Raw genomic sequence first — 12747 nt, 5'->3', positions numbered from 1 at the left:
GTGAGGTGAGGAATAGGATGCAGATGACGGACCGACGGACGCGGACCCATCATCCGACCGGCAGCGCACTAGCGCTGTTTATAGACCTCACGCAGGTGCGTGGTCGATGACGGATGCGGCACATACCCCTGCACGTCGGTACGCCGCGCCACGGAGTCGATCATCTGGGAAACCGGAATGATGGCCGGATAGAGCGCTTCATAACGGTTCTGCACCTCGGCATACAGCTGCTTCTGCCGCGCCGGATCTTTTTCCAGCAGCGCCCGATCGATCAGCTCATTCAGCTGTTTATCGTAGAATGAGGTGCGCCAGCCCTGAAAATTGGTCAGCCTGGCCGCATCGCTGTTATCCGGGTTGTAGGCCACCGAACGCAGGCTGGAGTGCGGGTGCGGATCGACCCCGCCGCCGCCGCGGCCGACCAGCATATCGAAGTTGCGATCGCGCATCGCGCCGTACACCTGATTGCCGGTTCCGGAGTGAATCCTGGCCTTGATGCCGGCCTGCGCCAGCGTCGACTGTACCGACGTCGCCAGATTGAGGAACGGCTGATCCGACAACACGCGCAGCGTGGTGGCGAACCCGTTGGGATAGCCCGCCTCCGCCAGCAGCGCTTTGGCGCGCGCCACGTCCAGCTTGTAGCCCGGATCCGGCAAGGTGGCGTCCATCCCTTTCTGGATCGGACGCTGGTGATAGAAACCGTAGCCGGTCATCACCGTCTTGTTGATGCCGTCGTAATCGATCAGATAGCGCACCGCTTCGCGCACTTTGGGTTTGGCGAAGTGTTCGTTCTTCAGGCTCATCGCCACGTAGTAGATCGTGCCCTTTTTCACCTCGTCCACCACCACGCCCTGGTTCTGTTTCAGGGCATTGATATCCGGCACCGACATCCCGGTCGCAACGTCGATATCCCCTTTTTCAATCATCAGACGCAGCGCCTGCGACTCGGTCATATGGCGGAAGATAACGCGCCTCAGTTTGGCGTCGCCGCGCCAGTACCCCTCGACGCGGCTGATGCGCAGCACGTCCTTCGCCTGCCACACGTCCAGCTTGAACGGGCCGGAACCGGCGGCGTTGGTGGTCAGCCAGCCGTTGCCCCAGTCGCCGTTCTTCTCATGCTGCATAATCGTCTGACGATCCAGCACCGAGCCGCTGCCCAGGGTGGCCAGGGAATAGATCACCAGCTTGGGGTCGTTCGGTTTGGGTAGCTCGATTTCCACCGTATGGGCATCTTTGGCGCGGATCATTTTTTCCACGTTGTCCGCGCTAAAACCGTAGGATTTCCAGGTGGTAGCCTGCGCCATATTGAGGTGCAGCAGCCGGTTCATCGACCAGGCGAAATCCTGCGCCGTCACCGCGTTGCCGGAATGAAACCTGGCGTTATCCACCAGATTGAAGGTTATGACCTTACCGTCGTCGCTGACGCTCCAGCTTTTCGCCAGCGAAGGCAGCACGGTGCTGAGGTTTTGCGGATCGAGCTCCACCAGCGAGTCATAGAGATTCACTATCACCCCGACCACTTCATTGCCGGTCATGGCGGCCGGGTCGAGCGACAGCATATTATTCATATTCATGCCGACGATCAGCTGATCGTCGGGGGTTTTTGCGGATAGAACGGCCGGAACGGCCGCCATACAGAGGGTACTCAACAGTAGGATGCGAAGTATTGCTCGTGCTTTCATCACTCTTCTCCAGGTGTGGAAGTATGGAAGACGACAACTTTATTATTTTTTAATAGCCTGCTTTTTCAGACGTCAAACCGTATTTTTAATGTTTAACAATTTGTATTTACACACAAAAACTAATCTTTGCTCAGGGTGTGCTCCTCAATCCAATCGAAATTGATATCCTCCCCCAGCCCCGGACGCTGCGGCAGATGCACAAAGCCCTCATCGTCCATCGGGTCGACAATGGCATGCAGATAGGCGGCGGGCTGGTCGTAATCCAGAAAAGGATGCAGCAGGCCGCGCTCGTACCAGCGGCAGTTTTTAATCGCGCCGACCACGGCCAGATTCGGCGCGCCGTTGCCGTGAACCTCACAGTCCATACCAAAGGCTTCCGCCAGAGCGGCCACCTTCATACAGGGCGCGATGCCGCCCACGCCCTGTACGCCGGCGCGCAAGATATCGCAGGCGCCCTCCTTCACCCAGTCGGCGCGGCTGAAATATTTGCCGGCCAGGCTTTCCGGCCCAATCACGTCGATATCCAGGCTTTTGGTCAGCCAGCTGTAGGAGGCCATGCTCTGCTCTTCCATCGGTTCTTCAAACCAGGTGAAATCGAGCTTTTGCAGCTCGCGGCCGATATACAGCGCCTCGCTGCGGCTGTACCAGTGGTAGCCATCCAGCATCAGTGAGATATCCGGGCCGACGGCTTCGCGTACGGCGGCGCACGCCTTGACGTCCATTTGCGGGCTGGGCGCGAACGACACCGGCGGCATCCAGGTGTGCAGCTTGATGGCCTTGTAGCCGCGCCGCACCAGCTGCTCGGCAAACAGTCCGTACTCTTCCGGCGTGGACAAGCCCCCTTCCAGCTCGTCGCCGCACATGGTGCTGCCGTAGGCGGGCACTTTGTCGCGATAGCCTCCCAGCAGTTTGTGCACCGGCAGATTGAGCGCCCGCCCCTGAAGATCCCACAGGGCGGATTCGACGATCGACAAGGCGCGGTCGGTCAGCTGGTTGGCGCTGCCGCGCTGCCAGTGCACCAGATCCTGCCACAAACGCTCGCGATCGAACGGATTTTGTCCGATCAGCACCTTACGGAAAAAGGCGTTGACGATATAAGGGCGAATCACTTCCGGCGGCGCAAAGGCGTAGCCGTGGTGACCGTCATCGCTGCTGACGGTCAGCAGCGCCATCCTGGCCTGATTCTCCGCCCCAGGGTGTGAGTGCCCTGCGCTGTCGGCAACCCGGCGCGTAGAGTAAGTAAAAACCGTGACTTCAATTGATTCTATTTTCACCTTGTTACCTGCCTTGATATTTAACACGACTCATGTACAAGATTTGCAGTGAAAAACTGCGCGTATGCCGAGCGCGATCCGCTGCGCGATATAACTCTGTATAGGAGAAAAAACGGAGATATCTATCCGCCGTCTCTCACGGCGAGATCGCCATCACACAAAAAGAAACCATGTATTAATTTTAAAAAAATAGCGTTTTACTTTTTAAGTATTGAGATTATTGGCGGGCTAGTCATTAGGCAATTTCTTTCATCTGGAAAAATTATGCGGCGGATAATTAGGCAAATGCCCATCATCCTGTGAGCATTATCACGACAAAAATCCAAAACTTTACCCTGGAAAGGGGTAAATCCCCCGCCGGCGCGCCAATAAATTGGCGGCGACAGGAAAATTAAGCGTGCATCCGCGCGTGATAATACGTCATCATTGATATAACCCTTTTCGTTCTATGCCTATACCCTCTCAAGAGGCGGGCCGCCGCGGCCCCGCCCCCGGAAGAGGGCGGATATAGCGGGACGAATTATTCAATTTGAGCCGCACAAGAGGATTACATGGACTACCTGCCAATATTTTGTCAGCTACGCGATAAACCCTGCTTATTGGTGGGCGGCGGAGAGATAGCCGAGCGCAAGGCGCGGCTGTTGCTGGACGCCGGGGCGCGTCTTACGGTCAATGCCCTCGACTTTAACACGCAGTTCCTCGCCTGGCGGGAAGAGGCGCGGCTCACGCTGGCGCCGGGCGCATTCGATGCGGCGCTGCTCAACGACGTCTGGCTGGTGGTCGCCGCCACGGACGATCGCCAGGTCAACGACCAGGTCTATGCCAGCGCCACTCTGCGCCGCATCTTCTGTAACGTGGTCGACTCGCCGCGGCGCGCCAGCTTTATCATGCCCTCGATCATCGACCGCTCCCCGCTGATGGTCGCCGTGTCGTCCGGGGGAAGCGCGCCGGTGCTGGCGCGTATACTGCGGGAAAAACTGGAAAGCACCCTACCGCAGAATCTTGGCAAGCTGGCCGTCTTTGCCGGCGATCTGCGGCAACGGGTGCAAAACCGTTTCAGAAAAGCGGGTATCCGCCGCCGTTTCTGGGAAAAGCTGTTTAGCCACGACCGGCTGGCCCAGTCGCTGGACAATGGCGACGCCGACCGCGTGCAACAGCTTACCGAACAGCTTTTCTCCGAGCCGCTGGACGATCGCGGCGAAGTGGTGCTGGTGGGCGCGGGGCCGGGAGACGCCGGTCTGCTGACGCTGAAAGGCCTACAGCAGCTGCAACAGGCCGATATCGTGGTTTACGACCGTCTGGTTTCGGAGGGGGTGCTTAACCTGATAAGACGCGACGCCGAGCGTATTTATGTCGGCAAACAGTCCGGCCATCACAGTATTCCGCAGGAACAGATCAACCAGCTATTACTGGAAAAAGCGCTGGCGGGTAAGCGGGTCGTGCGGCTGAAAGGCGGCGATCCCTTTATCTTCGGCCGCGGCGGCGAAGAGCTGGAACATTTGCAACGGGCGGGCATTCCGTTTTCCGTGGTGCCCGGCATCACCGCCGCCTCCGGCTGTTCCGCCTATAGCGGCATTCCCCTGACCCACCGCGACTATGCGCAGAGCGTGCGGTTAATCACCGGACACGTCCGGCATGATGGCGAGCTTGACTGGGCCGGCCTGGCGGCTGACAAGCAAACGCTGGTGTTCTACATGGGGCTGCAGCAGGCGGATTATATTCAGCGCAAACTGCTGGAACATCTACTCCCGGAAACGGTTCCCGTCGCCCTGATCGAAAATGGCACCTTCAGCGCGCAGCGGGTATTGACCGGACAGCTGTCACAGCTCGGCGAACTGGCGCAACAGGCCGCCAGCCCAAGCCTGATTATCATCGGCGATGTGGTCGGCCTGAGAGAAAAACTGAACTGGTTTACCGGTTAGACGGCGATTGCGCACCAGTATAAGGCAATGCACCACAACAAAGCATAACAATGCACTAATTTGATGACACCCTACTGCAAAGCATCACTTTAGTGCTTTACCCTGCTGCCTATCTCCCTTATTTTAGCTAAGTTCAAAATAATGAATACGCAAATTATATGAATAAATAGTCAATGACTAAAGCGGCGCAACGTGGCCCGGATATTGCTTTTCCTGCTAAGCGTTTACCCGATGCGCCCGGCAATAGCGCGCCGGCGCCGGATACAGACTATAAGCATTTGGGAGCTACTTTGTGGAAGAGGTTACTTTCTGGCAACTCATCAGTTTTGGTGAAAATGGCTGGGGAAAATTATTACTGATTGGCGCGGCAATGACCATCGCCCTGGCGACCTGCGGCTTCCTGCTCGGCGCCCTGATTGGCGCCATCGGGGCATGGTCGAAAATTTGCGGCAACCGTCCGGTACGCTACCTGGCCGATGCCTATACCACCATCACCCGCGGCATTCCGGACCTGCTGATCATCTACCTGCTCTATTTCGGCGGCAGTTCGGCGCTTACCCTGATCGCCAGGCTGTGGGGCAGCAATGAGTTTTTGGGCTTTCCCGGCTTTCTCGCCGGGGTGATCGCCGTGGGCATCTCTTCCGGCGCGCAGCAGACCGAAGTGTACCGCGGCGCGTTCTATGCCGTTTCCCAGGGTGAAATAGAAGCCGCCAAAGCCTGCGGCATGCCCACCCTGCTGCGCCTGCGGCGCATCATTATGCCGCTGTTGCTGCGCCACGCGATCCCGGCGTTGGGCAACGTCTGGCAGTTGGTGCTGAAAGCCTCGGCGCTGGTGTCGGTCACCGGTGTCGCGGAGCTATTGACCCAGTCGCAGACCGGCGCCGGCTCGACGGGGAAACCGTTCGACTTCTTTATGGCCGCGGCCATGCTATATCTGCTTATTTCTCTCGCTTCCGGCTGGATTATGCGCCGGGCGGAGTCTCATTATTCCCGGGGTGTGAAGCGCTGATGGATTTTCCTTTTCTTTACCAGACGTTTCTGGAAATCATCACCGGCATCCCTCTTACGCTGCAACTGGCCGTCGGCTCGGTATTGCTGGGATTCTTTCTGGCGCTGGGGCTGGCGCTGATGCAGCTTTCCGGCAACCCGGCTCTGCGCGCCGCGGCGCGCACCTACGTGCTGTTTTTCCGCGGCACGCCGCTGCTGGTGCAGTTGTTCCTCATCTATTACGGCCTGGGGCAGTTTCCCTGGGTCAGGGAGAGCGTTCTATGGCCGCTGCTGCGGGAACCTTACTGGTGCGCGCTGCTCTCGCTGACGCTATGCACCGGGGCCTACGCCAGTGAAATTATCCGCGGCGGATTGCAATCCGTACCGCAGGGGCAGATAGAAGCGGCCCGCGCCTGCGGCATGCCGTCACCGATGATCTTTAAGCGCATTGTTTTCCCGCTGGCGATACGCCAGGCTCTGCCGGCCTATGGCAACGAACTGATCTCGATGATCAAATCAACCTCGCTGGCCTCCATTATCACCCTGATGGAAATCACCGGCATTGCCGCGCGCATCATCGCGGAAACCTACCGGGCGCTGGAAGTCTTTCTGGTCGCCGGGGCGATCTACTTATTTATCAACCTTATCCTGACGCGTCTGCTGCTGTGGGCGGAGTTCACCGTTACCCCGCATTTACGCGCGCCGGGCGCGCAGTCGGCGACGAAGAAAATCAAGAAATTGGGAGACCTGCAATGACCACGCCTGCGATCAGCCTGCGCAACATTCACAAAAGCTTCGGCTCGCTGGAGGTGCTGAAAGGGATCTCTTTTGAAGCCGCCCAGGGCGAAGTAATTTCCATTCTTGGCTCATCCGGTTCGGGGAAATCCACCCTGCTGCGCTGTATCAACATGCTGGAGCTTCCCGATCGGGGCGAAATTATCGTCGCCGGCGAATCCATCGAAATGAAGCCAAACCGCAGTGGGCAAAGCCGGCCGTCCAATCCCAGGCAGATCGACCGCATTCGCACCCAGCTCGGCATGGTGTTTCAGAACTTTAACCTGTGGTCGCACAAAACGGTGCTGGAAAACGTGATTGAAGCGCCGGTGCACGTCTTAAAGCGCCCCCATGCGGAGAGCGTGGAGCGCGCCGAACAGTTGCTGGAAAAGGTCGGCCTGGCGGACAAGCGGCACTATTACCCGTCTCACCTTTCCGGCGGCCAGCAGCAGCGGGCGGCCATTGCCCGCGCGCTGGCGATGGCGCCGAAAGTGATGCTGTTCGACGAACCGACCTCGGCGCTCGATCCGGAACTGGTCGGCGAAGTGTTGCGCGTGATGCGTACGCTGGCCGACGAGGGCATGACCATGCTGGTGGTGACCCATGAGATGGATTTCGCCCGTGAAGTCTCCAATCGCGTGGTGTTCCTCCATCAGGGAGAAATCGAGGAGCAGGGCACGCCGCAGCAGGTTTTCACCGCCAGCCGGTCGGCCCGTTTCCGGCAGTTTATCGCCAGCTGGTAGACCATAAATTCAATAAGTAAGCAATAACACCACACCGGGAGAATCGTTCCATCATGAAAGCAAAATTAAAAATGATCGCCTGTTCACTGTGCCTGGCAAGCACGCTGGTCGCCTCTGTCAGCGCCGCGGCGCAGGAGAAAAAATGGACCACGGTGCGTATCGCCACCGAAGGGGCTTTCCACCCTTATAATTTCACCAAGCCCGACGGTACGCTGGACGGCTTTGAAATCGAGCTGTACAAAGTGCTGTGCGACAGTATGCAAGTGAAATGTCAAATCATCGTGCAGCCGTTCACCAGCACCATTCCGGCGCTGAACGCGGGCAAGTTCGACGCCATCATTTCCGGCATGTCCGCCACGGACAAACGCCGGGAAGTCATCGACTTCAGCCAACCCTACACCCAGGCCGGGCAAACCTTCGCCGTACTGAAATCCAGCCCCTTGGCCGGGCAGTTCCCCGACGCGGGCAAACGCTTCTCGCTTAAACCGGAAAACGAAGCCGTGGCGCGGGAAGAAATCGAAAAGCTGAAACCGCTGCTGCAAGGCAAAACCATCGGCGTGCAGTCCGCCTCTATCGCCAGCACCTTTCTGGATAACTATCTCAAAGGGGTGATGAAAGTGCGAGAGTATAAAACCACCCAGGAACACGATCTTGATTTGAAAGCCGGCCGCGTCGATCTGGTTATCGCCTCCGCCGCCTATCTGAAAGGGATTACCGAAAAACCCGGCAACGCCGATATCGTCACCCCCGGCCCGCAGTTTATCGGCGGCATTCTGGGCAGCGGCTCCTCCGTCGGCCTGCGTAAAGGCGATCCCGAACTGAAAGCCCTGTTTAACGCCGCGATTGAGAAAGCCAAAAACGACGGCACGCTGAAAACGCTGAGTGAAAAATGGTTCGGTATGGACACCTCGCCGCTCTGAGTCTGGCGGAGAAAACCTTGCCGACCTCTCTTTACGGAAAAATAACGAGCATATAGCACATGAATTCAATACAGGCAGAAGAGAGCTTGCCCTCTATCGACCGTCAAACCGTGGCGGAAATCTGCGAGCTGATTGCCGGCAAGCGTCAGCAATTCTTCACCCTGAGCGACGGCATCTGGGACACCCCGGAGCTGAACTATGAGGAGTATCGCTCGGCGGCGCAGCACCAAGCGGTGCTGGAAGCGGAAGGTTTTCGCCTGACCACCGGCATTGCCGGGATGCCGACGGCCCTGCTGGGCGAGTTCGGCCGCGGAGCGCCGGTTATCGCCATCCTTGGCGAATACGATGCGCTGCCGGGGCTAAGCCAGCAGGCGAACGTGGCCGAACCTAAACCGCTGGAAAACGGCGGCAACGGACACGGTTGCGGGCATAACCTGCTCGGCACCGCCGCCTTGCAGGCGGCGACGGCGGTCAAGGATTACCTGCAAAAGCACGACATTCCGGGAACGATCCGTTTTTACGGCTGCCCGGCGGAAGAAGGCGGTTCGTCGAAAGGCTTTATGGTCAAGGCAGGGGTGTTTGACGATGTCGATATCGCCATCTGCTGGCATCCCGCCACCTTTACCGGCGTCAACAGCCCGGTATCGCTGGCCTGCAACGAGCTAAACTTCTACTTCAAAGGCCGGGCCTCCCACGCCGCCAGCAGTCCGCACCTCGGCCGCAGCGCCCTGGACGCCGTGGAGCTGATGAACGTCGGCGTCAACTATATGCGCGAGCATATGCCCTCCTCCGCCCGGGTGCATTACGCCATTACCGACAGCGGCGGCCATGCGCCCAACGTGGTGCAGGCCAACGCCACGGTAAGATACCTGGTGCGCGCCCGCCAATTGCCGGAGCTGCACCAGTTGGTCCAACGGGTGAAAAAGATCGCCGAAGGCGCGGCGCTGATGACCGAAACCGAAGTCAGCAGCGAGGTGCTGAGCGGCGACGCCAACCTGCTCGGCAACCCGCCGCTGGAGCAGCGCATGCATGAGCATTTGCTGGCGCTCGGTCCGATCGCCTTTGACGAAGCCGATCGCCAACTGGCGGCGACGTTCCAGGCGGCGATGACGGCGGAGGATATTAGCGGATCTTACGCCCGCTTCGGCGTGAAACCGCAGCCGGGGCTGAGGCTGCACGACGGCATCTATCCGCTTTACAGCCCCAACGAAGCCTTTATCGGCTCAACCGATGTGGGAACCGTAAGCTGGGTGGTGCCGACGGTGCAAATTCGCAGCGCCACCTACGCCATCGGCACGCCGGCGCACTCATGGCAGCTGGTCGCGCAGGGGAAAACCGCGGCGGCGCACAAGGGAATGGAGTATGCCGCCAAAGCGATGGCTTCTCTGGCGGCAGACCTGCTGCTGACGCCTGATTTAATCAGCCAGGCCAAAGCCGACCATCAGGCCAAGCTGCAACAGACGCCGTTTGAGAACCCGATCCCGGATGATGTTTCTCCGCCGCTGCCGCAGAGCGAGAGATAAAGCGGGAAGGTCGGAACGGGAGGAGCCAAACTCCCTCCCCTGAGACTGTCTCTTAGTCACATTTACTGTTAACGGTATATGTAAGCTCAGTGTTATTTCGTGCGCGAAAAGAATAGTATTTTTATGCCACGTCGTAGCACGCGCCCGACTCAGGACGCTCAAGCGCCGCAGCCCTGAGAACCCTGGCTTCCGGCTGAAATTATGCCGACGAAAAGCAAAAAACAAAGAACCAAGAATGACCCCAAGACCAGAATACACATGGCCTCTAGAGGTTCCTTGGATTTGTGTATAAGAGGCAGCCCTTGTCAGGGGGAGGAGCCAACGCCCTCCCCTGCGAAGGGGAGGGTCGGGGTGGGGTGAATCACTGCTCCAGCGACGCCTGCCGCTCCCCCCTCCCGACCTCCCCCTCATCAGGAGGAGGGATAACGGAATAAGCCGGGCTTACGGACGAGCGACAAAACCCACGGCGTCGTACACTCTCTTCAGGGTCTGCTGCGCGCGGACACCGGCTTTTTCGGCGCCGTCGCGCATCACCTGCTGCAGGAAGGCTTCGTCATTGCGGAAACGGTGGTAACGCTCCTGCAATTCGCTCAGCATACCGGATACCGCGTCGGCGACCGCCCCTTTCAGGTGGCCGTACATCTTGCCGCTGAACTCCTGCTCCAGTTCGGCAATGGTTTTTCCCGTTACCGCCGCAAGAATATCCAGCAGGTTGGACACCCCGGCTTTATTCGCCACGTCATAGCGCACCACCGGCGGCTCATCGGAGTCGGTTACCGCACGTTTAATTTTCTTCACCACCGACTTAGGATCTTCGAGCAGGCCAATCACGTTGTTGCGGTTTTCGTCGGACTTGGACATCTTTTTGCTCGGATCCAGCAAAGACATCACCCGCGCGCCCGACTTCGGTATAAACGGCTCCGGCACTTTGAAAGTGTCGCCGTAAAGCGTATTGAAGCGCTGGGCGATATCGCGGCTCAGCTCCAGATGCTGTTTCTGATCTTCACCCACCGGCACCTGCGTGGTCTGATACAGCAGGATATCGGCCGCCATCAGCACCGGGTAATCAAACAAACCGGCGTTGATGTTCTCTTCATAGCGCGCCGACTTATCTTTAAACTGCGTCATGCGGCTCAGTTCGCCGAAATAGGCGTAACAGTTCAGCACCCAGCTTAACTGGGTATGTTCGGGAACGTGCGACTGTACGAAGATGGTGCTTTTGTGCGGATCGATGCCGCAGGCCAGATAAAGCGCCAGCGTATCCAGCGTGGCCTTGCGTAGCTGCTGCGCATCCTGACGTACCGTAATGGCATGCAGATCAACGATGCAATAGATGCAATCGTAGTCATCCTGCATATTAACCCACTGACGTAACGCACCCATGTAGTTGCCAATGGTCAATTCACCAGACGGCTGCGCGCCGCTAAATACAATGGGCTTGCTCATACTAATGTTTCCTGATTTTTTGAAGATGACGGCCCGACAAGGGGCAATAGGTCGGCAAAACGATCCAGCACCCGGTCCGGGCGGCTCAAGGCGATCGCTTCACCATAGTTATATCCGTAGGTCATACCGACGCAGGGGCAGCCGGCGGCCTGGGACGCCTGAATATCATTGCGGGAGTCGCCGACGAACAGCAACTCGCCGGCCCGCAGTCCCAACTGGCCCAGCACCAGATATAGCGGGGCCGGATGGGGCTTTTTGACGATAACGTCGTCACCGCCGATTATCAGGGAAAAATAGGCGTCAATGCCCAGCGATACCAGCAAAGGCGCCACAAAAGGCGTGGGCTTATTGGTCACCACGGCCATGGGAAACCCTTGCCGCGCCAGCTGCGCCAGCGTCTCTTGTACCTGCGGGAACAGCGCGCTGCCGCGCTCCGCCGTTTGCGCGTAATAGCGGTCGAACTGCTCACGGGTGGCGCGGATGCGCTGCGGCGTAGGCTCCTCGCCCGCCCAGCGCAGCGCCCGCTCGACCAGCACATCGGCACCGTTGCCGATCCAGGCGGCGACCCGCTCTTCCCCCGCCGCCGGAAGCGACTGCGCCTGTAGCGCCAAATCGACCGCCTCGGCCAGCCCCGGCGCGCTGTTAATCAGCGTGCCGTCGAGGTCGAACGCCAGCCCGCGGATGCGTATCGCGTCATTCATCGGTCACCCGCGCCAATTCGCCGCGCATCTGCTCGATGACCGAGCGGTAGTCCGGCTGGCTGAAAATGGCGGAACCGGCGACAAACATATCAGCGCCCGCGGCGGCGATGGCGCCGATATTATCGACCTTGACGCCGCCGTCCACTTCCAGACGGATATCATAACCGCTGTCGTCAATGCGCCGGCGCGCCTGACGCAGCTTATCCAGGGTGGCGGGGATAAAGGACTGCCCGCCGAAGCCGGGATTCACGGACATCAGCAAAATGATGTCCACTTTGTCCATCACGTAGTCGAGATAGCTGAGCGGCGTGGCGGGGTTAAAAACCAGACCGGCCTTGCAGCCGTGATCTTTGATCAATTGCAGAGAGCGATCGACGTGCTCCGAAGCCTCGGGATGGAAGGTGATAAAACTGGCCCCCGCCTGCGCGAAGTCGGGAATGAGGCGATCGACCGGCTTAACCATTAAATGCACATCAATCGGCGCGCTGATGCCGTAGTCCCGCAAGGATTTAAGCACCAGCGGACCAATGGTCAGATTAGGCACATAGTGGTTGTCCATCACGTCAAAGTGAACCACGTCGGCGCCGGCCGCCAGCACGTTGGCGGTATCCTCGCCAAGCCGGGCGAAGTCGGCCGACAGAATAGACGGGGCGATTAAAAACGGTTTCATTCGCATCTCCAAACGATAAAGTCCGAACTCCTGCCGCCGGGATGCCGGTTTATCCATCATCCCGATCGGCAATGGCTGCTGCGCAAACCAACTTGCGGTCAATCATAT

Annotated in this window: 11 protein-coding genes; 6 read left to right on the top strand and 5 right to left on the bottom strand. The window is 58.7% G+C overall.

The annotated features are described in order from the left end of the window. Positions 1-68: 68 nt before the first annotated feature. Both EH206_RS02070 and EH206_RS02065 read right to left on the bottom strand, forming a co-directional pair. Entirely contained in the window at positions 69-1679 is a 1611-nt protein-coding gene (locus EH206_RS02070) for an ABC transporter substrate-binding protein (RefSeq protein WP_009111175.1), read from the bottom strand. 119 nt (positions 1680-1798) lie between these two features. Next, positions 1799-2953, bottom strand: coding sequence for a mandelate racemase family protein (locus EH206_RS02065; protein ID WP_009111174.1), 1155 nt, complete (start codon positions 2951-2953; stop codon positions 1799-1801). Positions 2954-3504: 551 nt separating this feature from the next. Between EH206_RS02065 and cysG the strand changes: the two genes are divergently transcribed. From cysG to EH206_RS02035, 6 genes are all read left to right on the top strand, one after another. After that, positions 3505-4875 (top strand): siroheme synthase CysG, encoded by a 1371-nt coding sequence (gene cysG, locus EH206_RS02060; RefSeq protein ID WP_009111173.1) that lies wholly within the window; start codon positions 3505-3507, stop codon positions 4873-4875. A gap of 292 nt (positions 4876-5167) precedes the next feature. Beyond that, entirely contained in the window at positions 5168-5884 is a 717-nt protein-coding gene (locus EH206_RS02055; RefSeq protein ID WP_009111172.1) for an ABC transporter permease, read from the top strand. Beyond that, entirely contained in the window at positions 5884-6618 is a 735-nt protein-coding gene (locus EH206_RS02050; protein WP_009111171.1) for an ABC transporter permease, read from the top strand. The genes EH206_RS02055 and EH206_RS02050 overlap by 1 nt, the downstream gene beginning before the upstream one ends. Further along, positions 6615-7379: an ABC transporter ATP-binding protein gene (locus tag EH206_RS02045; protein WP_009111170.1), complete on the top strand. Its 765-nt coding sequence runs from the start codon at positions 6615-6617 to the stop codon at positions 7377-7379. Before EH206_RS02050 ends, EH206_RS02045 begins: the two co-directional genes overlap by 4 nt. 50 nt (positions 7380-7429) lie before the next feature. After that, positions 7430-8299 (top strand): transporter substrate-binding domain-containing protein, encoded by an 870-nt coding sequence (locus tag EH206_RS02040; RefSeq protein WP_083832758.1) that lies wholly within the window; start codon positions 7430-7432, stop codon positions 8297-8299. 59 nt (positions 8300-8358) lie between these two features. After that, complete coding sequence (locus tag EH206_RS02035) at positions 8359-9822, top strand: M20 family metallopeptidase (protein ID WP_009111168.1); 1464 nt, start codon at positions 8359-8361, stop codon at positions 9820-9822. Between the two features lie 441 nt (positions 9823-10263). On the opposite strand, the gene trpS is transcribed toward EH206_RS02035, so the two are convergent. From trpS to rpe, 3 genes are read right to left on the bottom strand one after another with little or no spacing between them, the layout of a single operon-like run. Further along, complete coding sequence (gene trpS / locus EH206_RS02030; protein ID WP_009111167.1) at positions 10264-11268, bottom strand: tryptophan--tRNA ligase; 1005 nt, start codon at positions 11266-11268, stop codon at positions 10264-10266. Then, entirely contained in the window at positions 11265-11969 is a 705-nt protein-coding gene (locus EH206_RS02025; protein WP_009111166.1) for a phosphoglycolate phosphatase, read from the bottom strand. Before EH206_RS02025 ends, trpS begins: the two co-directional genes overlap by 4 nt. Continuing rightward, entirely contained in the window at positions 11962-12639 is a 678-nt protein-coding gene (gene rpe / locus EH206_RS02020) for a ribulose-phosphate 3-epimerase (RefSeq protein WP_009111165.1), read from the bottom strand. The genes EH206_RS02025 and rpe overlap by 8 nt, the downstream gene beginning before the upstream one ends. Positions 12640-12747: the final 108 nt, after the last annotated feature.

It is taken from the genome of Brenneria nigrifluens DSM 30175 = ATCC 13028 (assembly GCF_005484965.1).
In the GTDB taxonomy this organism is placed as follows: domain Bacteria; phylum Pseudomonadota; class Gammaproteobacteria; order Enterobacterales; family Enterobacteriaceae; genus Brenneria; species Brenneria nigrifluens.
Note: the sequence above shows the minus strand (reverse complement) of the source record. Positions and strands in the feature narration are given on the sequence as shown.